This is a genomic window from Pseudoalteromonas sp. MSK9-3 (assembly GCF_003590335.1).
In the GTDB taxonomy this organism is placed as follows: Bacteria; Pseudomonadota; Gammaproteobacteria; order Enterobacterales; family Alteromonadaceae; genus Pseudoalteromonas.
In genome coordinates, this window is the sequence record NZ_MIET01000034.1 from 59,513 (window position 1) to 82,288 (window position 22,776).

Sequence of the window (22,776 nt, forward strand, 5' to 3'; positions counted from 1 at the left end):
AAGGCCTAAGACTTTAAATTTGCATACACAGATATAGAGTGTTCTAGAAATAAAACGCGCTAGATATAAAATAACATGAGCACGTAGTATAGTTATCACTGATAGCATGTGCTCATTGTTTCAATATTTATAAGCGCTTACTTCTTATGCGTTACTGATTAAGATACGCTTACCTGGCTAAGTTACTCACAGCCACTGGCCACTTCAATGTCTAAAAATACTTCATCGAAATAGCTATCATTGTCTGTTCCGCTATGACGAGTCCCCGTTAAATGTATGACCGCATAACTGGTGGTTTCAGGCACTAACGCTTTATTTGATTGTAAAGTCCCAGACGACCTCAGTGACCCTCTTGTTCATAATATTAACTTGGTTATTAAAAGAGCATAACCACGTTAATAAATAAAAATGACAATCTGGGATAGTCCAGATTGAAGTGATTTTACCGTTATTTTACACATCCATATGGCTTTAACGTGAGAGTTACAAGCGGCTGCAATATAATGTGGATTTTTGATGTGAGCTACAAGTCGTTTTGGTGTAATTGAATCGGTCATTTGATACTTTTTATTTGATAAAAGGAGCGCATCATTTTTGCGGCTGGTTGCTTTTTTGGACGGGTTAGATGTGCGGTATTTATTATCTGAGATCAGAGCGCGCTTTGAATTTTTGTTGAGTTTATTGAAACAAAGTTAGCAGTTGATTATAATTTCGCGCTCTTACCTCAGGTAACATACATGACTAACAGACTACAGACTTTACTGAGTTGTAGTTTAGGAAATACCTGATTGGATGCAATGATGATAAACACATGGAAAACTCATGAGTATATACAAAAGTATTTCTTTAATAATGAGAAATACGTTCTTAATAACCACACTATTTTTAACCGCGTTTGCGGGCAATGCACAAGAAAAGGCGGCTTCATTAATACTAAAAGAGACCTTTGGTTCAGATCCTTACAATAAAATGGCTTACCACGATGGTGTGTTGCTCGTATCTGGGCTTACAGGCGTAGGCAGCGGCGATAAAAGTGGCACTATTGATGTGTTGCGGTATAGCGACAAAGGGTTTGACCTTCTCAGCCAAGCGCCATTAATTAGCCCAAAAGATGACTTACCCTATTGGAGTATTCTCGGCTTAAGTTATGTTAATGGGTATTGGGTGATACTAGCTGAAAGTGCCTTCGGCAATTATCTCACTTCAGCAACATTGACGAATGAAAAGCTGACCATTGTGAGCGAACTCAGGGTTGGCATTTCTAATCCTATGGCTCAGCTTGTTTCTGGTAATAGCGGTAACTTGTATGTTGTGAGTGGTGACTGGAGTTCAGTGGACCCCAAAAGTGGAATGTCAGTAATCCACTTTAATATTGAAGATAATGGCGCAATAAAACACAACAGCGCAGTCAATTTTGGTATTAGACCCAATGAACCAGATTACCGTGTTCACTTCAGTGTCTCTTACGACAATCACGCCTTATACCTTACAAGTAATCAAGATGATACCCCAGCAGGGCTTTATAAGCTGCCGTTGGCAGATGATGGCTCACCGCAAGCGGTCGTCGAGCTGACACTTAAAAACGCAAAGTCGAAGTATTACGTTTCTAAAATGTCTGGAGATTTGTGGTTATTATCATATGAAAATTGGGGGTTTCAGGTAGCACAACTGAAAGGCGATGCGTTACAAGTTATCTTTGAACATGAAAGTAACTCTTGGTATAACGCCCTTGAAGTAAAAGGAAACTTAATTTTTGGTTTAGACACTTTTGGAGACGTGGATGTTTTTCAAATAGGCCATGACAAAACGATTTCGCATAGGTTTTCGTTAACACCATCAGATTATGGATTCAACCGTGATATGCTCATTGCTGATGATACATTATTTATTACACAGGGCTCTGAAGGCATTTCAGCTTTAAAAATTGAAGATAACACAACGCTAACCAATTTACACAGCTTCTCTCAATCGGGTGTTATAGGGGACATTGCAATGCATGGCAATGAGCTTGCAGTCGCTACCTTTAATCATAATTTGTATTTTTGGGGTATGGGCGATACCGACCCTGCGTCGCTTAATACAACGTACCATGGTGGATATAGCGTACAAGGCGTTGTATGGGAGGGGGATGAAATGGTTATTAATGATAGTGCTCAATTAGAGTCTCATTTGGTTGAGAATTTAAAAAACAATATCAATGTCGGCACACGTCATGGCAGTTTGGGTAGTCAGGGCAGCGATGGCCAGATTATCAAACTTAAAAATGGCTATGCAGCTGTAGCGTTTGGTCAGTTAAGCTTCATTGATGAGTCAAAAAATATAATGTCGACCATAACAAGTCCATTAGGCTCTTACACTGATAAAGTGGGAATGGTCGCGTCTGAGCATGTGCTATTTGTACCTATGGGATACCCTAGTGAGGTTGCTGTGTATGATACGTCAGATTTATCAAACGTAACTGAGCTCACCCGCATTAAGCGTAATTATGCAATATATAGCAATGTTGCTGTTAAAGATAATTATCTTTATATTCCAGTAGCTCTTGAGAATGGGCGCTTTGCAATCACGCCTTACAACATAAGTAATCCGGCTGAGCCCGTGGAATTACCAAGTGTTGAAGTGGGTCGCAGTACTGCCACTGCCACATTACATATTGATGGCAATTACTTGATAGCAATCGGCTCTCAAGGGGCTTTACTCGATATTTCTGTACCTGAAAAGCCCGCGATGGTTGATGAGAATTTAGATATCAGTACCAATGGTATTGGCGCCGGTTTTGAGAATGATTTGTTTACGGTACCTATGAATAGCGCAGGGCGTTTACAACGCTCTTGCATAAATTTTGCGCCACAACAAGGTGATTTGACGCTGAATTTAGATGAGGATGGTCAAACGATGACCGCCCTTTCGCCATCAGATAATGAAAACGATAGTGTCACGTTTAGTATTCTTGATGAGCCAACAAAGGGTACTGTTACAATTCAAGACAATATCAGTTTAAGCTATGTAGGAGCGGGTAACGCCAATGGTACCGATACCGCGAAGCTATTGGTAACGGATGCTCACGGTGGCGCGAGTGAATTTAACTTAACAATCAATATAAAGCCCATCAATGATGCACCTTTATTTAATGACCAACCTGTCACTCTGTTAGTTGGATTAGGCCAAACGAAGCGTGTTGCACTTGATGTGACAGATGTTGATGGTGATAAGTTAACCTTTGAAATTACCGATCAAGCTACGCTAGGTAGTGCCGATGTTGATAGCCAGGGTGTTGTAACATATGCACCTAACACCAGCACCGCAGGTACAGATAGCTTTGTTGTGATGGTATCTGATGCAGTAGGGGTGACGGCAAGGAAAAAAGTCAATGTGACTATTTCCACTCAGCCAGTTGCAACCACGCCAATTGCAACGGGTAACAGTAATGACAGTAGCGGCGGCACGGTAAGCTGGTTTTATTTAGTTGGATTGTTGCTCGTTGGTATGCAACGACGCTATACACTTTAATTTAATGTTGAGTAGTAATTCAGGCTTAAAGCCGAGGTCTGAATTACGCTTTTATTTTGGCTTGCCACTGACTTTGCTGGCAGGCCAATCAATGCCTTTTTTGACACTATTGTCAAAAAATAAAATCGAGCCTAGCTTATTGTTTTACTGTTTTACTGTTTTACTGTTTTACTATTTTACTATATTAACGGGTAATAGAACTCATTAAAAAGCAAGTTGTTAGAGGCTAAAGTTAGCGCTTACTTGTTATTTTTAAGGCTGATACCGTGCAACGAACATCATCACCGTTTCTTCAATTGCTCGGTTCATTGCCGTGTCACTGACCTCTTCAAAGCCATAAAGTAGTGGATAAAAAGTGAATGATTTTAATTGATATACAAATTGCTTTGCTGCGTAGTCAGCATCTGTGATTTTGAGGCCACTTCTTGCGTGGCAATGTCGGTTAATTGGGCTTGTATCGGGCGAGTACTGTCAAACTCTATAGTACTGACATTGCAGACCTTTTTAAACATTCTTTCTAAAATCGCATGAAACAGTACCTTTTTTGAGGCAAAATGATCATAGACGGTGCGCTTAGATCCCCCTGCATGACGCGACACTGTATCCATACTCGTTTGGTCTAGTCCGTATTGATAAAGTCATCATTTCGCATAATCATTATGACCACTTAGACAAGGCGGTTCGTGCGCTGGCATATAAAACCGCTCAGTTCTTGGTACCGTTAGGGGTAGAAGGTGACTTAGTTGCATGGGGCATTGATAAGCAAAAAATCACGTCATTTGACTGGTGGCAAGAGCTAAATACTGAAGAGGTCTTAGTGGCATTCACGCCAACGCAGCATTTTTCAGGACGCGGCCTAAGCGATGCCAATACCACGCTATGGGGCTCGTGGGTGATTAAAACGAACGATGAAAGTCTCTATTTTAGCGGCGATTCTTGATACTTTTCAGGGTTTAAAAGCATCGGTGATAAATATGGGCCTTTTGATTATACCCTCATAGAAACCGGTGCTTATGATAAAAATTGGGCCGATGTACATATGACTCCAGAGCAATCAGTACAAGCACACATTGATTTGCAAGGAAAGGTGATGATCCCCATTCACAATGGTACCTTCGATTTGGCGTTTCACGCGTGGTACGAGCCATTAGAGCGAGCGCTGAGTGCCGCGGACAAACAGTCAGTTGTACTAAATACACCGATTATAGGTGCGGTGATCACCGTAGGGGATTGTGAACAGCAAAGCACTCGCTGGTGGCGAACTTTGTAGGCATTTTGCACAACAAAAGGCCGTTGCCCAAGCACAAGAGTTATCAGAAAGTTTGCAACTTCAGTATGTCCGACTAAAGTAAATAAATTGTAACTAGTGGTGTTTTTGCACTAGATGCAATTAAATGACAACAGTTAAGGACACATAATGAAAATAATGACTCGAATATTTACGGTATTATGGGTGGCTCTATTTAGCACGCTGCTTATAAGCCTTCATGCCAATGCAGCGTCACATTTGCCTATACTTGATTGGCTGAGTAAGCCGCAGGAGTTGCTCCTTCCTCGCTCAGAACACTTTACCATTGACGATTCTATTGAGATCACAACAGAAGATGGATTAAATCTAAAAGCAAATATATTTGTCCCGACGCAATTAGATGAAAAAGCCCCTGCGGTGATATTTATTAATAGCTGGGCACTTAATGAGTACCAGTATATTAAGCAAGCCGCTTATTTGGCTGAACGTGGGTATATTGTACTGAGCTATGCAACGCGAGGCTTTGGTGGCTCTGAAGGGGTGGTTGATACCGCTGGGCCTAACGATATTGCTGATTACCGCAAGGTCATAGACTTTCTAATTGATAACTATCCCGTAGATGTAAATGCGATTGGGACGGGCGGCATATCGTATGGTTCAGGCATTAGTTTAATTGGAGCGGCACAAGACAGCCGGGTAAAAGCTGTGGCTGCGTTAAGTAGCTGGGGCAGTCTGGTTGATTCACTGTATGGCAACCAGTCGCCGCGACTTGCTTGGGGCGAGATATTAACGTTGTCTGGTCAATTAACCGGTAATCTTGATGTGAATGTGCCACGTTACTGGGAGGCAATAAAGTCTCACGATGAAAGTACATTACCGGAGGTCATTGACTGGGCGTTAGTGCGCTCTCCCTCAGAATATATTGATAAGTTAAATGCCAATGGCACAGCCATCTATTTAGCGAAAAGCTATGGTGATAATTTATTTCAGCCGAATAGTTTAATGACCCTATTTGAGCAATTAACCACCCCGAAATACATCGATTTGCTGCCAGGCACCCATGGTACTGCTGAGGTTTTACCTGATCTATTGGGGATCGGAGAGAATCTTGTATGGGAAAATGTATACCACTGGTTTGATTTACACTTAAAGCAACAGCCAAATAGGTTACCCAGTGATAAACCCATCAATATGAAAGTAAAGTTTAGTGATGGTACTGACCAGTTTACTTCATTATCGGACACTAAAATTGCAACACAGCGATATTTCTTACACCCAAGAACATGGTTTGATAATGGGGATTTAGAGGTAACGCCGTATGGCGTATCACAGAGTAAAGACAATACCTTAAATGCTTGGGCTGGCACCTTATTTACCACCAGCATCCCTGTACTCTCGCAGTTATTGGAGCAGCTGGAGGTTCCTGTATACAGTCACATATATGCGGCTTCAAATATACGTGGAATTTATTATCAATCGCCAAAAGCAGTGACCAAGATGAAAATAAGAGGCAATCCCTCAGTGAGTTTATATGTACAGCCGCATGCAGAGCAGGCTCAGATAGTTGCTTACTTATATGATATGAATGTACTTGGCACGGCGAAGCTTATTACTCATGGTGTGTATACACTCCCAAAAGCTGAGGCGGGTGAAGTTATTAAACTAGATATAGAAATGGCGACCACCGCTTATGATGTCCCTCAAGGCCATCGCGTTGTACTGGCGCTTGATACACAAGATCCACAATATAAAAAGCCAAACAGTCGGGCGTATTACATTGATATTGAATACGGCAATGGCAGAGAATCTGAGCTAACAATTCCCTTTACACGATAATAGCGTCGTAGCAGGTTTCGCTGACTTAATAAGTCACACGCGGTGCAAAGGGGAGCGCTTTTGTTGCGTGATTTATAACAGGCGTTATTGCATTAAATCATGTGACTGCTTTGTAAGCTTTGAATGCCTTTTATACAGCAGCCACATGTGTTTTTGAGCTTGTGTTAGGTGATACCCAGCATCAGTAAGTTATTCATACTTCGCGCAATGATTTACGGAACTTGCCAATCAGTAGGTGGTTTTTTCCACGTCAGTGACTTCCAGCGCCAGTTATAGGGCATTTTTATATAAGGGTCGTATGCGTCTTCATAACCGCGCTGCGCTTCAATATTATATAAACATTGGCGGCGCTCTTCGGTGAGTTGTGCTACGCGTTCTAGCTGATCTGTGGTACCCACTTTTAACTCAGTCATACAGGCGTGTTGTGTTTTACCTGTCCCAATATCTGTGGGAGCTAACACATAGGTGTGATCACGATGTTGTTGGTTTTGATACCAAGTGAGCATTGCTTGGGCATCAAACGATAACCAATTATCAACCAATAATTGCGCTTCTGTGCGGGCATAGCTTTCTCGTTGTGTACCTTCTACTGCCATTGTGCGAATAAAAGCGGCCCACAAGTCTTTACTCGCCTCCAATGCGACCAAAGCGACAGGCTTCATATTACTGGCTTTATAGGAAGACCAACCAAGTTGTTTACGAGTGTGCTTTTTCCAAATAACATCACCGCTGTCAAAATTCACAATATCGGCGGTATCATGTGTATGTTGTTCAGCCCCTTGAGAACACAAATAGGCTTTAACTTGCCAAATTTTTTCGTAGTTGTCTTGGGCTAATCGGACGGTATGCTCTGGACTAAAAGCATCTTGAAATAGGTGTACTGCTCGGCCGAATAAGAAATAGTTATGGTCAACGTCAGTTTTTGCTGAATAACCTCCTCCATCCCATACTTTTATGCTTTTTTCGTCCGCCATTGCGGCGTTGACAAAGTGATTAATAAAGCGGCTTTGTGCACGATAAGCGGCGTTTACGCCGCCCTCACCTCCGACATCGTCATAACGGCGCATAAAGTGATCTTGCTGCAATTGTGCTGGTTCTTGCGATACGGCATTAAAGCAGTTCGGACCCGTAGGATCAGCGCTGGCATTGGTGACGTTAAACCCTGCAATATCGACCCATCGCTCGCCAATAATAGCCGAATAAATAGCATGGTATTTGGGTTGATATTTTTTATTGTTATTAAGTTCAGCTTTAATGTCCATAACTTCGCTCGAGGCGTTAGCGATGTGTACTTTTTTAGCTAAACCAAGCTGCCAGTGTTGGCGCGGATCATCAGGGTCGGGTTCAATAATGTGTTCAGCACCGAGTACCTCTAGAGCTGCTGTTCTGGTTAACCACTCATGCCCCATGGGCATCGCGCCACCGCCACCTAATTGGGTAAATGCACTGGATGTAGTGGTTGTGAGCAAGATAATACATGCACTGAGCTTTTTGATTCTCATACTATTCCTTTATGGTATTCAGCATGTTTATGCTGAAATATTGTTGTTGTCATATGAAGAGGTCGGACAAGTTAATTTATTTACCTTTATTTTGCAAGTTTGTAAATCTATGTGGTTTTTTGGCGCTAATGCGAGGGGGGAATTTACTTTTAAGGTGGAAGCTAATAATTGAAAGGGCTGAGAGGTGAAATTTGCAAGTCATCATGCACAATCGCCCATATCATTGAATTTAGTTCTGCAAATTAAGGGAAGTGCTATTGGCTAGTTTGCAATGGTAGATATCATATTATTTTTAATACACTTAATTTTTTGGATTGAGTGTATGAAAGGTTTTCAGTCCTTTGGTTAGCCTTTTGAAAGCGGAGGCACGCTATTTATCATTTTTGTTTACTGATGTGGCAAATTAGGCGCATTTTGTACAAAACTTACTATGTGTTTTGCGCTAGAGTAGGAAGCCCGGTGCATAAAGCTGCCTAGCCAATCAACTTCAAGGGGGCCTTGGACTTATCATGAGCAGTAAAACTGAAATTGCAGATTTTGCCTATGCTACAGAATTAGGGGGAGTTGAGTTACTTAACGCTACTTATACAAAACAAACCTTCTCTCGTCATAGCCATGAAGGGTATACCATTGGTGTTATTGAGTCAGGGGCCCAACGCTTTTACCGCACTGGCGGAAATCATATTGCGCCTCAGCACAGTATTATACTTGTGAATGCCGATGAGGTTCACAACGGTTGTTCAGCAACCGAGCACGGGTGGGCATATCGTGCTATGTATCCAACTCCTGAAGTATTTGAAACCATTAGTCGCGAACTAGGGGTAATACATGGTGCGCCTTATTTTCCAGATGCGGTGGTGAATGATCCACAGTTAGCGGAGTTACTGAGGATGATGTTTACGACATTAGATACGTCGGGTAATCGCCTAGTTAGGGAGTCTTTACTTTACACTTCATTGGCTAAATTGGTTGCGCGACATGGTCGCTCTACTAAAAAAGGCGAGCGGTATAGCAGCGCTAATGTGTCGTTGCTGTTGGTTAAACAGTTTTTGGATGAACACCCAGAGTCCAATATTTCATTACAAGAACTTTCAGTCTTAGCAGGTATTAGCGCATGTCATTTGTTACGCGAGTTTCAAAAGCAATTTGGCTTGCCGCCACATACCTATCAAATTCAAGCGCGATTGAGGCATGCTAAAGGGTTGTTGCGTCAAGGCAATAATCAACTTGATGTCGCACTTGCATGTGGTTTTCATGACCAAAGCCATTTTCACCGACACTTCAAACGTACCATGGGGGTGACGCCCGGGCATTATGCTAAGGCTGTGAGCTGCAATAACGTACAAGTTATTTATTAGCGCATAGGGTAGGGTATTTCTATCATTCAATGAGGTAATAATGATGAAAATGCTTGGTTTTAGAATGCACAGTTCAGAAAGTCATAATAAATATGGTTCACTCATGCGTGGTGCCCTGGCTGTTTTGCCGCTGGCACTGGCTGTGGTGCCGTGGGGGATACTTGCGGGCTCTTATGCGATTGAGGTTGGACTAACATGGCTAGAGGCACAGGCCATGTCAGCTGTCGTGTTTGCCGGCGCGGCGCAGCTCGCAGCATTGGGTATGTTGGCATCTGGCATTGGCGCTGTGGGTATTTTGCTTACGACCGTTTTGATCACGGCTCGGCACATACTCTATAGTTTATCAATGCGTCCTTCATTACACACATTACCTACACGATGGCGAATTGCTTTAGGCTTTTTACTGACCGATGAGATGTTTGCCATTGTGATGGCCGATAAGTTTAAAAGCTTTAAGGCTGATCCCTGGTTTGCCTTGGGAGTCGGTGGTTGCTTTTATATTGCATGGAATCTTGCAACGGCGCTGGGTATTGTGCTTGGCACGTCCATGCCTCAGCTACATAGCTTAGGGCTAGACTTTGCCATTGTAGCGACGTTTATCGCGTTGATTGTGCCTAGTATTAAAACGTTTCCCATCTTGGTATGTGTTGCCGTTGCGGCGTATAGCGCCGTTGTTTTTGCGCTTTTGCAGTGGCAGGTGGGTTTATTGCTATCTTCTGTGCTCGGTATGTTGGCAGGGTACATAACTGAAGTTGCGTATAAAAATAAAAGGAGGGAAGAGTTATGAGCTGGGCTCTTTTATTCGCTATGGCAGCGATTATCTTTATCAGTCGTTACGTGTTCTTAGAGCCTAGGCTACCTTTGGTGCTTAGCCCTAACATTCAGCGGTTACTAACCTACTCTGCACCTGCGGTATTGAGTGCGATTGCTGCACCTTTGGTCTTTATTGACGGTGAGCAATTACATATTGGGCTGCAAAGTCGTTACTTTATTGGCGCAGTAGTCGCATGTTTACTCATTGTGTTAACTCGTAATACCTTAGTGACGGTGCTTGGTAGTATGGGGCTATTTTTCTTTGTGTTATAAACCCACTGATGAGTAAAAGAAAAGGTGAGTTACTACCCTAAAGTAGTTCCTCACCTTTTGGGCTAAAGTTTTACTTTGACATATTCTCCAGGTGCATCATAAATGCCAGGTGCATCTTCTGAGTGAGTTGCTCTAGCAGGGACTTTGTCACTGTTGTGGCTCGTTACCCATTTTTGCCAATGCGTCCACCATGACCCTTTACTGTGCTTGGCTTTATCAAACCACTGCTGCGGTTCACCAGTAACATCTGGGCCAAACCAATAACCATACTTATTGGCTTGTGGCGGGTTAATTACGCCGGCTATGTGCCCTGACTCTCCCAGTACAAAAGTGACATTTTTACTGGTTTTTTGTGCACCTTTAAATGTGCCTTGCCAAAGTGCAATATGATCGTCTCTGGTTGAGAGCATATATAAAGGTTGTTTGATTTTACTTAAATCAATTTTAGTACCGCGAATGCTGACTTGCTTTTCACAAATAAGCTTATTTTCTAAGTACAGATCTCTGAGCATAAAGTTATGGCAGTTAGCGGTTAAGTTGGTGCTATCGCTGTTCCAATATAATAAATCCATACTCATTGGTGCTTTGCCTTTGAGGTAATTATTGACGTAATAATTCCAATAAAGGCTATTTTCTCTAAGCATGCTGAATGAGGTGCCGAGCATATGCCCGTGCATAATACCATTTTGTGTATTGTATGCTTCCAGCGCACTCACTGTGGGTTCATTGACAAAAACACCGAGCTCACCAGGTTGTGAGAAGTCCAGCAGGGTTGTAAGTAGCGTGGCACTTTTTATCCTTTGTTTCATACGCTTTGAAACAAAGTAAGCCATGGCGGTTGCTAAAAGCGTGCCTCCAATACAGTAACCGATTGCATTGATATCACTTTCACCAGTGTGTTTTTCTATGGCGTCAACGGCGGCTATGACGCCATCAACCACATAGTCTTCAAAGCCAATATCTTTCATGCTGATATCTGGGTTTTTCCACGACATCATGAAAACGGTATGACCTTGTTCAACCGCCCACTTCACCATCGAATTACTGCTTTGCAAGTCAAGAATATAATACTTATTGACAAACGGCGGCACGAATAAGAGAGGAGCTTGATACACTTCATCACTGCTGGCGTTATATTGAATGAGCTCAAATAAATGATTTTGGTAGACAATACGACCAGGTGTCGTTGCTAAATCAGTGCCTAATTCAAAGGCGCTTTCATCTGTCATGCTGATCCGCAGCATGTCTCCGCCTTTTTCTAAATCGCTTTTAAATAACTCAAAGCCGTCAATGAGGTTTTGTCCGTTAGAGTCTAAAGTTAGCTTTAACAGTTCTGGGTTAGTAGAGATAAAGTTTGACGGCGACAGTGAGTTTACTGTTTGTCGGGCAAAAAATTCTAAGCGCTCTTTTAGTTTGTCGTCAAGTCCCGGGGTTTCACGAATTGAACTCAGTAATGATTGGCCAAAAAGTAAATAGCTTTGCTTGATATAATTGAACCACGGGTTTTCTTGCCATTCATCGGCTTTAAAGCGGCGATCGCCTCTCTCTTCTGTTACGGCTTGTGTTGTATTGTCGGGATCTGTGGGCGCGAAAGTTTGTTGAATAATGTTTAGTTGGTTTTGCCACCAATCTAATTGGTTTTGTTGCATGGTTTCAGGTTTTTTTATTATGGCATCGAGCCATGCACTAAAATCACGGTTACTTTGTTCAGAAAGAGCCTTTTGCACAGGGTTATCGTTGAATAACGAATTATTGAATGCAGTGTACATGTCTTGGTTGTATTGCCACCATGCATTCAGAGTTTGGTTTAGATCTTTATCTTGAGTATCCATTACGTTCATCCTAATGGCATTGGTTAATATCAATAACAACAAGGAGTAGGTGCGCTAGGTCAATAGTGTGTTTACATACACCTATACTTAAACACAGTGACCATCACACACCTCAAGTTGGCGAATGATTACGTGATGTAATTATTCGGCTTAGCAAATTGATGCGCGATTAAGCCGGTGTTTGAGCTGCTTGAAGGTTCTCTTTTGTTAACTCTTCAAGATTGTCTTTGAACTCTTGACCTAATTGAGACAGCTTTTGACCATCTTCAATCATTTGTTGGCTGATATTATTCAAGACGTTAACTTGGCTTGCATTAAAATCAACGAATGATTTTGCATCTTTTACGTCTGCAGCAGCTTTCACTTGTGCTACTGAGGTATTTGAAAAGTTCTGTACCGCATTCACTTGAATGCTTGCAAGTTGTTCAATATTTTGTGCAACTAATTGGTTGAACTTAAGCACAGGTGATAGAAACTTTTCATTTTGCTCTGAGAATGTTTTTAATAGATCTGTGTACATGATTGCTGGTCCTTTTAACGTTCATTAATTAATACTGCATGGGTTATCTGTATTGGGCCGTGATGACCCAACTTAGATTTAGTTCATGTATAAACCGCCGTTAAGCGCGAGTGTTTCACCCGTAATATAGGCCGCTTTCTCTGAGGCCAAATACACTACGGCATGTGCAACTTCATCAGGTGAAGCAAGCCGTTGCATAGGGACTTGGGCTTTAATATTGTCTAGTACGTCTTGGCGCATAGCGGCAACCATTGGCGTTTCTGTATAGCCTGGAGCGATGACATTTACGGTCACACCAGCTCTTGCCCCTTCATAGGCTAATGATTTGGTAAACCCGACCATACCCGCTTTGGCTGCGGCGTAATTGGCTTGACCAAATTGACCTTTTTGGCCATTAACGCTGGAAATATTAATGATGCGACCGTATTTGTTATTACACATATGTGCAAAAAGCGGTTGTGTCATATTAAACAATGAATTGAGGTTCGTATTTATAACTTCATTCCATTGCGTTGATGACATCTTTTTAAATGATGTATCACGCGTGATCCCTGCATTATTCACTAATACATCAATGCGACCCCGTTCAACAATTGTGTCAGTGAGTTGTGTTTCACACGCTTGTACATTGGTCACATCTAAGAAAAGGGGTTTGACTTGATTAGGGTTTATCTGGGTTTGGTTCAACCAAGCATCATAATCTGCTTGTGTGCGGCGTTCACTTGCAACGGCAATAATAAAATAATTGGCATTAGCAAGTTGCTTAGCGATCGCAGTTCCAATTCCACCAAAGGCGCCAGTGACAATGGCTGTTTGTTGATTTTCCATAATGATACTCCGTATCTGTTGTAGCAAATTAACTGCAAACCTTTACTACGTTCTCTAATGCGTTTGGCATGGCACTAGAAAGGTTTAAAGTGATAACCTCATTGTTGATGGTGAACATGACGTTCAAGTAACAAAAGGGTGTCATTTTTAATACACGTAGCTTTAACTGCCTATAAACCTAATGCAAACCAGAGAATTTGCTGTATTTCGCATATTTATGGCTGATATAGGTGTTAATTATTTGTAAATCGCAATTTTTGAATAATAAGTCTAACTTGAGTCGTTTTAGCCAGTTTAATTATTCACATTGGGCTGGTGGAAAAGTGTCAACTTCTTGCGTTATGTGCTCACGATAGCTGTTATCTAGAATAGCTGAGGTGCCAAAATGTCCAGCCTCTTCACCAATTGTAAAGCTGTTTGATGCGCCCAACCCTGAGTTGATAAAGGCTTGTGCGTCAGTTTTAGCATTCCCGTAGGCTCTTACAATGTTGAGCCCTTTGGCTTTTAGTTGGTTAATTTGTGCTGTTTTATACTCGGCAGTACGGAACAAGCTTGTTTCGTTGTTCAGTGATGTTCGTAGGTAGCCTTGCGGTAAGTTCATCCAAGATAGCCAACTTCTGGTGCCTTTGGCGTACCAATACACGCGGGCTGTTAAATAGATGGGTTGATAGCCTAAATCAATATATCGACGCACGAGTGCGTATGCAGCTTCTTTTGGCTCTGCGCGTTTAATGCCAGTATAATCGCCAATTTGTTCTGCATCAGACTCGGTCAATGTACCGTCTATATCAAATAATACTGCTGGGGTGTTGGGGTCGATAACACTCAAAAAACCTTGTGTACCAGTGCCATCAGCAGGGACTGCTGCATATAGTCGATATTGTCCGGCTGTTAATGGGGGTAAAGAGACTCTGGCTTTACCATCATGATTTGTTATTGCTTGCGCAATGAACTGCCAGTCAGGGTCATGTTCTCCACGTAAATAAAAATGGACCGTTTCAAACTCTAAATCTTTATGGGCGATACTGCCATAATCAAATTTAGCTGTGACAGTTACAGGTTGGCCCGATGGAGTCACTTCATCATGGATCATATGATAATTGGGCAACCACGTAATAAAACGATTTAATGTATTATGGTAGGGGGCTTTGGCAACATTGGGCGGCGCAATAGTGCGCTCCATGACCTCAGGTTGTGGGCACTTTGGCAACGCCTGTACTGATAAAGTGGTAGTAAAAAGTGTGGCAACGAGACAGGTATTTTTCATTATTCTTCCTTAATTTCCAGTGTGGATAAAGTTTAGAATAAATACTTTATGTTGCAAAAATGTTTAATTTTGATGTTTTGCGCCAATTCAACCTAGGGCCCACTAAACCTCGCGAGAGTCGCACCTGAAAAAACGCGACTCCTCTTTTTAAAGTGGCTTTAAACCGATTTGAATTGCAGTTTCACTAAGCGCTGATACAGTTCGCAGCTTTGCATTAATTGCTCATGACTACCCACTTCAACGAGTTTTCCTGCATCTAATACAGCGATTTTGTCAGCGTGCTGTATGGTGGATAGGCGATGGGCAATAATGATGGTCGTTCGGTTGTGCATGAGAGTGTCAAGTGCTTGTTGTACATGATATTCACTCTCGCTGTCTAGGGCACTGGTTGCTTCATCTAATAATAAAATGTGTGGGTCTTTTAAGATTGCACGTGCAATCGCAATACGTTGTTTTTGTCCGCCCGATAACCGCACTCCGCGTTCACCTAAAAAGCTGTTATAGCCATCAGGTAGGGCAAGAATGAATTCGTGGGCATGAGCTTTCTTGGCGGCTTCAATGACTTGTTCATCACTTGCGTGCTCGTTGCCGTACCGAATATTATGCATCACGTCGCTACTAAATAGTGCTGGTTGTTGAGGCACAATGGCCATTTGTTGTCGTAAATCTTGCGGAGAAAGATCGCGAATATCAACGTTGTCTAAGAGGATTTTTCCTGATTGAGGGTCGTAAAATCGCTGTAGAAGTTCAAATAAGGTACTTTTTCCGGCGCCTGAGGGTCCCACAAGTGCTAACACTTTGCCTTGTTCTATGATTAAGTTTAAGTGTTCAGTCGCGGCTTGATTCGGGCGAGACGGGTAATTAAAGCAAACATCTTTAACGGTTATTTGCGCAGCGAGAGATCCGGCATTGGATGATGTAACATCATACGGGGCTTGAATTAGACTTTTTGCTTGTAGTATCTCTATGAGTCGCTCGGTCGCGCCAGCGGCTCGTTGTAACTCTCCAATCACCTCAGAAATTGTGGCTAACGAAGATGCGACTAAAATAGCATAAAAGACAAATGCACCTAAGTCCCCGCCGCTCATCTGACCAGAGATAACGTCGCTCCCCCCCACCCAAAGCATACCGGTAATGGCACCAAACACGATAATAATTACGCCCGCGATCAATGTTGCACGTTGCTGTATTCGACGACGACCTATCGCGAAAGCTTGCTCAACCTCATTTTTAAATGAGGTTTTCTCAGCGCTCTCTTGTGTGTAACTTTGCACTGTTTTTATGTGCTCAATCGCTTCACCCGCATAACTCCCCACATCAGACATGGAGTCTTGGCTTTGCCGAGACAGTGTTCTTACTTTGCGGCCATAGACTAAAATGGGCACTAAGATAAAAGGAACTGCACAGAGTACGATCAGAGTCAGTTTTATATTGGTCGCAAATAGCATAAATAATGCACCGATGAGCATTAAAACGCTACGAATAGCCATCGATAATGATGATCCTACGATGCTTTGGAGGAGCGTTGTATCTGTGGTGAGGCGTGACATGATATCGCCACTTTTTGTGGTTTCGAAATAACTTGGATGCAGAGAAATAACGTGATTAAACACAGCTAAACGAATATCAGCACTGACTCGTTCACCTATCCATGACACTAAGTAAAACCGTGCGTATGTGCCGATAGAGATCAGCACAGTTATGAGTAAAATAAATTGTACGGCATGCTTTAATTGCTCAAGAGATTGCTCAGCAAAGCCTTGGTCAATTAACAACCTGACGCCTTGACCAATAGAAAGGGTTAACCCTGCGGTAAATATTAGTGCCGCGGCTGCCATGATAGCTCGGCCTAAATAGGGACGAATAAAGCGTTTTAATTCAAACAAAATTGACAATTTTTTGTTACTTGAAGTGTGGTTGTTTTGTTCGCTCATCTGGTCACTGTGCACGTTTACTGTTCCTGGGGTTATAAGTTGATTGGGGCAATTATTACAGTCAAATGGTTAAGCTGAGAATGACTTTTACGCAGAATACGTGTGTTTCAGGCATGTTGTATATGCGTTACACACGACTCTTTTTGTATTTACTGTAACACTTTATGTTTGGTGTCTACCTATTATCTTAATAAACCTCTTCTTTTTATATAAATCAATGCTTTATTCTTCTATTGGCGGTTCGATCCCGAAATGGATATACAGGTACTCTCGAAGTTAACTTGCTGCCTTTTTGTATACAAGTATTTAAATATTTAGTCGTTTAAGTTAAATATTTATTGCATGGATAATTTTATTACGGTAGCTTGTACCGAAAATAACAAGGTGTATTTGGTAACAAATATACTGTGAATAACAAAAGTAAAAAAGGACAACCTCCTGCACAGTGGATGCGCCATAACAATAATAATTCGCACGAAGGAAGTTCATAATGAGCAATAATTTTAAGTTAAATACAGTCGCATTGTCATTAATTGCTGCCAGCAGCTTTTCAAGCCAAGCCCATGCCGAGCAAACATATATTGTTAAAATGAACAAAGGCGTTCAAGCTCACACTCAACAGGTAAACACACAAGCCCAGCATGCAATTAATGATGTGATGAGCCAGAATATTGTTGATACTTTGGTGTCAAATGTAGCTGAGCAAGTCGTTACGATGACATTAACTGAAGAGCAAGTTGCATTAATGAATGCATCAGGCCAGTTTGCTTACATCGAAGAAGATTTCGAATACACGCCATTTTCAACATCACAGACGAGCCCTTATGGCATCGCGCAAGTACAAGCTAATTTAGTATCAGATACGAATGTAGATCAAATCAAGGTATGTATCATTGATTCTGGCTATGACTTAGGTCATCCAGACTTGCCACAAAACGCAACTGGATTTGCTGATGCAGCTGTTGGTTTATGGTACAAAGATGGATCAGGCCACGGGACGCACGTTGCAGGTTCGATTGCCGCAATTAACAACAGCGTGGGTGTTGTCGGTGTATTACCAAGTGATAAAGTAGGCATTCATTCTGTTCGTGTATTTGATGATGAAGGCAAACAAGGTCTAAATTCTCGAATTGGTCGTGCTGTAGATAATTGTGTCGAAAATGGCGCAAAAGTAATTAACATGAGTTTAGGTGGTGCTTCAAAAAGCCAATACTTAGAAGACCGTCTAAATGCGGCCTACAACAAAGGTGTTTTGATCATCGCGGCGGCTGGTAATGGTGGTGACGCAACGCTTAGTTATCCGGCAAGTTATGACAGCGTTGTATCTGTAGCTAATATTGATAAAGACCGTAACAAAAATGATTCGTCTCAGTATAATGCGCAAGTTGAGATTTCAGGCCCTGGCACCGATGTTTTGTCAACTGTGCCTAGAGGGACAGGTGTTGTTGCAGGTGTGACGGTATCAGGTGGTTCAGCATTTAGTGCCAGTGGTATGACACATTCAGTAGAAGGTAAGCTAACAGCTGAACTTGCGGACTGTGGTCAAGCACTTAGTACATGTACAGCCCCTGCAAAAATTTGTTTAATTGAGCGTGGTGGCGCGACTTTCGCAAGTAAAGCGTTGAACTGTCAAGCTGGTGGCGGTATTGCTGCATTAGTGTATAACAACGCGGCGGGTTCTTTTGGTGGTACTTTGGGAGATAACGCGAATCATGGTGTAACCATTCCTGTATTAGCGTTAACGCAGGCTACGGGAAATAGCTTGAAGCCGTATGTTGCAAAGCAAGTTACAGCACAACTTGAAAGCATTTCAGATTACGACGTTAAGTCGGGTACATCTATGGCAAGTCCGCACGTTGCAGGTGTTGCTGCATTGGTTTGGAGCAATCATACACAATGTACAAACGTAGAAATTCGTAACGCTTTAAATGCAACAACCGTTGATTTAGGCGGTGCTGGGCGTGATCATCAGTTTGGCTATGGTTTAGTTCAAGCCAAGGCCGCAACAGATTACCTAACGCAAAACGGGTGTGCTGGTTCTGTACAAAACCAAGCACCTATTGCGCAATTTGATACACAGTGTACAGCACTGAGTTGTTCATTTGATGCTAGCAGCAGCCGAGATGCGGATGGTCAAATCACACAGTTTGATTGGAATATTGCTGGCCAAGTTGCGACTGGTTCGACAACATCATACACATTTGCTAAAGCCGGTACTTATGCGATTGAACTAACGGTTACGGATAACGAAGGGACTGCATCAAGCTTTAATAAATCAATCACGGTTGCTGATGGTGACGTAGTGTCTGGTTGTGAGGGGATTGAAGCGTGGTCTGCAAGCAAAACATACAGCAAGACGGGTGCCTTAGTATCGTACAATGGCAAAAAATATAGTAATAACTGGTGGCACAGTAACAAAAACCCAGAACAAAACTCAAATGTTGGCAACAACTGGAAGGTTTGGACTGACTTAGGTGTATGTAAATAACCTCGACTGTTAAAATAGCCTTAATTATTTATAAGTGATAAAAGCGCCTTTATGGAAACATACAGGCGCTTTTTATGTCTGATGTTATAGATTATTTTTTAAAAACAGTGCCTTCTTTCATTACAAAACGGACTTGTTCAAGGGTTGATATGTTCTTTAGAGGGTTTTCATCCACCGCAATGATATCAGCCATAAAACCAGCTTTGATTTGCCCTACATTATCTAGTTTGAGTAAATCTGCGCTATTGATTGTCGACGATTGAATTGCTTGTAAAGGCGTCATACCAAATTTTACCATACGAGAAAATTGCTTTGCGTTATCCCCATGAGGGTAAATTGCCGCATCGGAGCCAAAGACCATTTTTACGCCAGCATTAACCGCTTTAGTGAAGCTATCGCGTTGTGCTTTTGAAACAAGTTTTTCTTTATTTATATTTTCTTGCGGTACACCATTTGCCTCGCCAAAGGCTAATGTATATTCGGTATTGTAGATGTCACACGATAAAAAAGTACCGTGCTTAAGGGCCAGTTGAATTGCTTCTTTGTCCATAAAGCTACAGTGTTCAATGCTATCAATACCTGCACGGATCGCAGCTTTAATACCACTTGTCCCATGCGCGTGGGCGGCAATGACGAGTCCTCTTAGGTGGGCTTCATCCGCGGCCGCTTTAAGTTCTTGTTCACTAAATTGCTGCACGCCTACTTTAGTACCTTTAGAGAAGACACCGCCAGTAGCACATATTTTAATGGTGTTAGCACCATATTTTATATTTTCTCTTACTTTAGCACGGACGGCCCACGGCCCGTCAGCGACTCCCGCTGAGCGTGATTTTTTCTCTGGCGCACTGAAATTATCGTCGCAATGACCGCCAGTAATAGAAATGGAATGTCCAGCACTAAATATTCGTGGGCCAGGTATTTCTTTGGCATTTATACCATCACGGGTTGCTATGACGCTATACCCCGCAGCACCTAAGTTACGCACGGTTGTGAAGCCTGCGAGCAAGGTTATTTTGGCATTTTTTACAGCTTTAACGGTTTGCCGTGGAATAGAGTAATTACGAGATGCTAAAAAATTATCTGTCGCGTCTGACGTAAGGTGCACATGCATATCCATTAAGCCGGGCACGAGTACTTTATTTGGTAAATTTATGACTATTGCACCTTTGGGTGGGCGCAATTGGCCTTGTGTTGACACCCTAACGATTTTTTTGTTTTCTATTAATAGAGTGGGGTTGTCGATCAGTTTACCACTTTTTACATCAAGGTATGCCTTGGCTGTTAGCAGTGTGGTCTGGGCATAGGCTGTTGACATGCTGGCAAGTGCTAGGCTAAATAACGTGTATTTGAGCTTCATTGTACTTTATTCTTATTTCGTGGTGAGGAATGCCAAGTATAGAATAAGTCAAAACTACTAGCCAAAGGGTACAAGGTGAACAACCCGATCAGTCAGATACTTGGGAAGGGTATTTTGCCACCTCTTTAGGAAATAGCTGTTTAAACCGCGTTAGCTCAGACTCTATATCGTGAGCTATATTCAATGCGGGTAATACCGTAAATGTTTTTGAGCGGTAATCTAGTCGCATTGGAACAACTGGCACATTAGCTGCGCTTGCCATATATAAAAAGCCTGTTTTCCACTGTTTAGTATATTTACGCGTCCCTTCTGGCGCTAACCCTAATATCAGCGCGTCTTGTTGGTTAAATTGTTGGGTGATTTGCTCCACAACCCCATGGGCCGCGCTGCGGTCAACAGCAATACCGCCCAATTTCTTTAACAAGTATCCGAAAGGCCCTATAAAAATACTATGCTTACCGAGGAATTGTACTTTGAGGCCAAGTTTTAGTTTGACCGCAATGGCAATGACAAAGTCCCAATTTGATGTATGAGGTGCAACGGCTGCAATGAACTTTGCATCGCTGGGAAAAGCCCCTTCAATTCGCCACCCCATTACTTTTAGGATCACAGAGCCAATGCAACGGCCAATTGGGCTATGTGTTTTTGGTATTGCTTTAGGAATATCTCTACTGTTTAGGTTATGCATTACTGTTACGCTTTTTCTTGGTATTGTATCATAGCTTCTGACTATGTTATGAATTCGGTTTTTTCATCCCGATAATAATGTTAGTAATATCAAGTAAATAAACGTCTTCGACTAATCCTACAACATCATTCCACCGAGGATTGAATTCGTTATTTTCCCAGCGACGAAGTGTACGCTCTTCAATGCCGTAATTTGCAGCTGATTCAGCTTGCGTATATCCGCGACTTTTACGTGCGAACTTTAAAATATCTGAGCCTCTGGGTGTTCTGTTAATTCTAGCTGGGATGCTTTTTTGCATAATTCATATTCTCCTTCATTTATTACGCATTAATGTATTTATAGTATGAAAAATGCTATAAATAGGTGTATAATGCAGCATTAAATACGCAAGTATTGTTTTTAACGACGACTTAATACGTCACTAACTGCGTATTTTTTTGAATTATAGATTCAAAAGTTACGCACTGCAAATGTTATTTGTAACTTTTTGTGCCATTCTCATTTGCTTATATTTATAAATGCGTATGAATTACCTTGAATTTTTTATAAGGCTTTATCTATATGTCTGAAAGTTTTAGTGAAAGTGTTTTTAGCGATGAGCACCCACGTGCGTCATTTGCCACGCGTGTTGAGCAAGCGATAAAACCTGACAGTATACGCACGTTTGCGTCAAAAATAGGTGTTTCTGAAGGGACTCTGCGTAGAATATTGAAGGGTGAAGATCCTAAGCTCAGTATTATTGAACGAATAGCACAAGAGTCGAAGACCGATTTTTTGTGGTTGGTTAAGGGGGAAGACAACCAGCCTAGTGATAATTCAACCTCACCATTACTGAGTCAACGTGTTGTGAGTGTGGACGAATTTCAAGAAAAGTTTGTATTAGTACCGGGATATCACATTTCGGTTAGTACAGGGTATGGCGCATTTAATGATGCAGCTTTGGTTGAACGTCATCTTGCTTTTAGGAAAAAGTGGATTGATTATAAGAACCTAGACAAAAGTCAGCTAGCGGTTGTGTTTGCCAAGGGTGATTCAATGGAACCGACCATTCATAACAACAACACTATCTTAGTGGATTTATCCGATAAAAAGCTGAGCGAAGGATTGATCTACGTTGTTAGGTTAGGGGAAGAGCTTTATGCAAAACGTTTACAGCAATATATTGATGGCTCAGTACGTTTGATCAGTGATAATAAAGAATACGTAGAACAACATGTACAAGCACATGAACTTGATCAACTTGAAATAATTGGCAAAGTGGTTTGGATTGGGAAGGATTTAGCCTAGTGTGGCTATTCATAGGCTAAGATAATGTAAAGTT

General features: G+C 41.9%; 19 protein-coding genes and 1 pseudogene. 8 read left to right on the forward strand and 12 right to left on the reverse strand.

What is annotated here, in order from left to right:
- Positions 1 to 182 precede the first annotated feature (182 nt).
- Positions 183 to 305, reverse strand: a complete 123-nt coding sequence (locus tag BGP78_RS22955; protein ID WP_259386339.1) for a hypothetical protein — start codon at positions 303 to 305, stop codon at positions 183 to 185.
- A gap of 517 nt (positions 306 to 822) precedes the next feature.
- On the opposite strand from BGP78_RS22955, the gene BGP78_RS15645 reads away from it, so the two are divergent.
- Entirely contained in the window at positions 823 to 3,510 is a 2,688-nt protein-coding gene (locus BGP78_RS15645) for an Ig-like domain-containing protein (RefSeq protein WP_119862253.1), read from the forward strand.
- 252 nt (positions 3,511 to 3,762) lie between these two features.
- Here the strand turns inward: BGP78_RS15645 and BGP78_RS22960 are convergent, their stop codons facing one another.
- Together BGP78_RS22960 and BGP78_RS15655 are read right to left on the reverse strand one after the other, a co-directional pair.
- Positions 3,763 to 3,957, reverse strand: a complete 195-nt coding sequence (locus BGP78_RS22960) for a TetR/AcrR family transcriptional regulator C-terminal domain-containing protein (RefSeq protein ID WP_310732137.1) — start codon at positions 3,955 to 3,957, stop codon at positions 3,763 to 3,765.
- Positions 3,876 to 4,118 (reverse strand): TetR/AcrR family transcriptional regulator, encoded by a 243-nt coding sequence (locus BGP78_RS15655; protein WP_259386341.1) that lies wholly within the window; start codon positions 4,116 to 4,118, stop codon positions 3,876 to 3,878. Before BGP78_RS15655 ends, BGP78_RS22960 begins: the two co-directional genes overlap by 82 nt.
- Before the next feature lie 20 nt (positions 4,119 to 4,138).
- Here BGP78_RS15655 and BGP78_RS15660 point away from each other — a divergent pair.
- Both BGP78_RS15660 and BGP78_RS15665 read left to right on the forward strand, forming a co-directional pair.
- A pseudogene (locus BGP78_RS15660) lies at positions 4,139 to 4,780 on the forward strand (MBL fold metallo-hydrolase); the annotation flags it as partial.
- Between the two features lie 147 nt (positions 4,781 to 4,927).
- Positions 4,928 to 6,595, forward strand: coding sequence for an alpha/beta fold hydrolase (locus BGP78_RS15665; RefSeq protein ID WP_119862255.1), 1,668 nt, complete (start codon positions 4,928 to 4,930; stop codon positions 6,593 to 6,595).
- Positions 6,596 to 6,807: 212 nt separating this feature from the next.
- Here BGP78_RS15665 and BGP78_RS15670 read toward each other — a convergent pair whose 3' ends face one another.
- A complete protein-coding gene (locus tag BGP78_RS15670) occupies positions 6,808 to 8,097 on the reverse strand; it encodes a hemolysin D (RefSeq protein ID WP_119862256.1) in 1,290 nt (429 codons plus the stop codon).
- 509 nt (positions 8,098 to 8,606) lie between these two features.
- Here BGP78_RS15670 and BGP78_RS15675 point away from each other — a divergent pair.
- Genes BGP78_RS15675 through BGP78_RS15685 form a run of 3 tightly spaced genes read left to right on the forward strand, consistent with a single transcriptional unit; the run spans position 8,607 to position 10,541 of the window.
- A complete protein-coding gene (locus tag BGP78_RS15675; protein WP_119862257.1) occupies positions 8,607 to 9,455 on the forward strand; it encodes an AraC family transcriptional regulator in 849 nt (282 codons plus the stop codon).
- A 40-nt stretch (positions 9,456 to 9,495) separates the two neighbouring features.
- A complete protein-coding gene (locus BGP78_RS15680; RefSeq protein WP_404936052.1) occupies positions 9,496 to 10,242 on the forward strand; it encodes an AzlC family ABC transporter permease in 747 nt (248 codons plus the stop codon).
- Positions 10,239 to 10,541, forward strand: coding sequence for an AzlD domain-containing protein (locus tag BGP78_RS15685; protein ID WP_119862258.1), 303 nt, complete (start codon positions 10,239 to 10,241; stop codon positions 10,539 to 10,541). Before BGP78_RS15680 ends, BGP78_RS15685 begins: the two co-directional genes overlap by 4 nt.
- 62 nt (positions 10,542 to 10,603) lie before the next feature.
- Here BGP78_RS15685 and phaC read toward each other — a convergent pair whose 3' ends face one another.
- From phaC to BGP78_RS15710, 5 genes are all read right to left on the reverse strand, one after another.
- Positions 10,604 to 12,373: a class I poly(R)-hydroxyalkanoic acid synthase gene (gene phaC, locus BGP78_RS15690; RefSeq protein ID WP_119862259.1), complete on the reverse strand. Its 1,770-nt coding sequence runs from the start codon at positions 12,371 to 12,373 to the stop codon at positions 10,604 to 10,606.
- Between the two features lie 169 nt (positions 12,374 to 12,542).
- Positions 12,543 to 12,893 carry a phasin family protein gene (locus tag BGP78_RS15695; protein WP_119862260.1) on the reverse strand — a complete coding sequence of 117 codons (351 nt, stop codon included), beginning with the start codon at positions 12,891 to 12,893 and terminating at the stop codon, positions 12,543 to 12,545.
- A 78-nt stretch (positions 12,894 to 12,971) separates the two neighbouring features.
- A complete protein-coding gene (locus BGP78_RS15700) occupies positions 12,972 to 13,721 on the reverse strand; it encodes an SDR family oxidoreductase (RefSeq protein ID WP_119862261.1) in 750 nt (249 codons plus the stop codon).
- A gap of 298 nt (positions 13,722 to 14,019) precedes the next feature.
- Complete coding sequence (locus BGP78_RS15705; RefSeq protein WP_119862262.1) at positions 14,020 to 14,988, reverse strand: phosphatidylinositol transfer protein; 969 nt, start codon at positions 14,986 to 14,988, stop codon at positions 14,020 to 14,022.
- Between the two features lie 158 nt (positions 14,989 to 15,146).
- Entirely contained in the window at positions 15,147 to 16,922 is a 1,776-nt protein-coding gene (locus tag BGP78_RS15710; protein WP_119862432.1) for an ABC transporter transmembrane domain-containing protein, read from the reverse strand.
- 490 nt (positions 16,923 to 17,412) lie between these two features.
- Between BGP78_RS15710 and BGP78_RS15715 the strand changes: the two genes are divergently transcribed.
- Positions 17,413 to 19,410, forward strand: a complete 1,998-nt coding sequence (locus BGP78_RS15715; protein ID WP_119862263.1) for a S8 family serine peptidase — start codon at positions 17,413 to 17,415, stop codon at positions 19,408 to 19,410.
- Positions 19,411 to 19,501: 91 nt separating this feature from the next.
- On the opposite strand, the gene BGP78_RS15720 is transcribed toward BGP78_RS15715, so the two are convergent.
- The 3 genes from BGP78_RS15720 to BGP78_RS15730 all read right to left on the reverse strand — a co-directional run bounded on the left by BGP78_RS15720 (position 19,502) and on the right by BGP78_RS15730 (position 21,753).
- Positions 19,502 to 20,767 carry an amidohydrolase family protein gene (locus tag BGP78_RS15720; protein ID WP_119862264.1) on the reverse strand — a complete coding sequence of 422 codons (1,266 nt, stop codon included), beginning with the start codon at positions 20,765 to 20,767 and terminating at the stop codon, positions 19,502 to 19,504.
- 88 nt (positions 20,768 to 20,855) lie between these two features.
- Positions 20,856 to 21,455, reverse strand: coding sequence for a 1-acyl-sn-glycerol-3-phosphate acyltransferase (locus BGP78_RS15725; protein WP_119862265.1), 600 nt, complete (start codon positions 21,453 to 21,455; stop codon positions 20,856 to 20,858).
- Between the two features lie 46 nt (positions 21,456 to 21,501).
- Positions 21,502 to 21,753, reverse strand: a complete 252-nt coding sequence (locus BGP78_RS15730; protein ID WP_119862266.1) for a helix-turn-helix transcriptional regulator — start codon at positions 21,751 to 21,753, stop codon at positions 21,502 to 21,504.
- A gap of 263 nt (positions 21,754 to 22,016) precedes the next feature.
- Between BGP78_RS15730 and BGP78_RS15735 the strand changes: the two genes are divergently transcribed.
- Positions 22,017 to 22,742: a S24 family peptidase gene (locus BGP78_RS15735; RefSeq protein ID WP_119862267.1), complete on the forward strand. Its 726-nt coding sequence runs from the start codon at positions 22,017 to 22,019 to the stop codon at positions 22,740 to 22,742.
- Positions 22,743 to 22,776: the final 34 nt, after the last annotated feature.

Coding starts and splice junctions, on each gene's coding strand:
- BGP78_RS15655 (WP_259386341.1), bottom strand. CDS start 4,118: ATGGATACAGTGTCGCGTCATGCAGGGGGATCTAAGCGCACCGTCTAT.
- BGP78_RS15725 (WP_119862265.1), bottom strand. CDS start 21,455: ATGCATAACCTAAACAGTAGAGATATTCCTAAAGCAATACCAAAAACA.
- BGP78_RS15685 (WP_119862258.1), top strand. CDS start 10,239: ATGAGCTGGGCTCTTTTATTCGCTATGGCAGCGATTATCTTTATCAGT.
- BGP78_RS15720 (WP_119862264.1), bottom strand. CDS start 20,767: ATGAAGCTCAAATACACGTTATTTAGCCTAGCACTTGCCAGCATGTCA.
- BGP78_RS15710 (WP_119862432.1), bottom strand. CDS start 16,922: ATGAGCGAACAAAACAACCACACTTCAAGTAACAAAAAATTGTCAATT.
- BGP78_RS15670 (WP_119862256.1), bottom strand. CDS start 8,097: ATGAGAATCAAAAAGCTCAGTGCATGTATTATCTTGCTCACAACCACT.
- BGP78_RS15700 (WP_119862261.1), bottom strand. CDS start 13,721: ATGGAAAATCAACAAACAGCCATTGTCACTGGCGCCTTTGGTGGAATT.
- BGP78_RS15675 (WP_119862257.1), top strand. CDS start 8,607: ATGAGCAGTAAAACTGAAATTGCAGATTTTGCCTATGCTACAGAATTA.
- BGP78_RS15645 (WP_119862253.1), top strand. CDS start 823: ATGAGTATATACAAAAGTATTTCTTTAATAATGAGAAATACGTTCTTA.
- phaC (WP_119862259.1), bottom strand. CDS start 12,373: ATGGATACTCAAGATAAAGATCTAAACCAAACTCTGAATGCATGGTGG.
- BGP78_RS15730 (WP_119862266.1), bottom strand. CDS start 21,753: ATGCAAAAAAGCATCCCAGCTAGAATTAACAGAACACCCAGAGGCTCA.
- BGP78_RS15715 (WP_119862263.1), top strand. CDS start 17,413: ATGAGCAATAATTTTAAGTTAAATACAGTCGCATTGTCATTAATTGCT.
- BGP78_RS15680 (WP_404936052.1), top strand. CDS start 9,496: ATGATGAAAATGCTTGGTTTTAGAATGCACAGTTCAGAAAGTCATAAT.
- BGP78_RS15735 (WP_119862267.1), top strand. CDS start 22,017: ATGTCTGAAAGTTTTAGTGAAAGTGTTTTTAGCGATGAGCACCCACGT.
- BGP78_RS15705 (WP_119862262.1), bottom strand. CDS start 14,988: ATGAAAAATACCTGTCTCGTTGCCACACTTTTTACTACCACTTTATCA.
- BGP78_RS15665 (WP_119862255.1), top strand. CDS start 4,928: ATGAAAATAATGACTCGAATATTTACGGTATTATGGGTGGCTCTATTT.
- BGP78_RS15695 (WP_119862260.1), bottom strand. CDS start 12,893: ATGTACACAGATCTATTAAAAACATTCTCAGAGCAAAATGAAAAGTTT.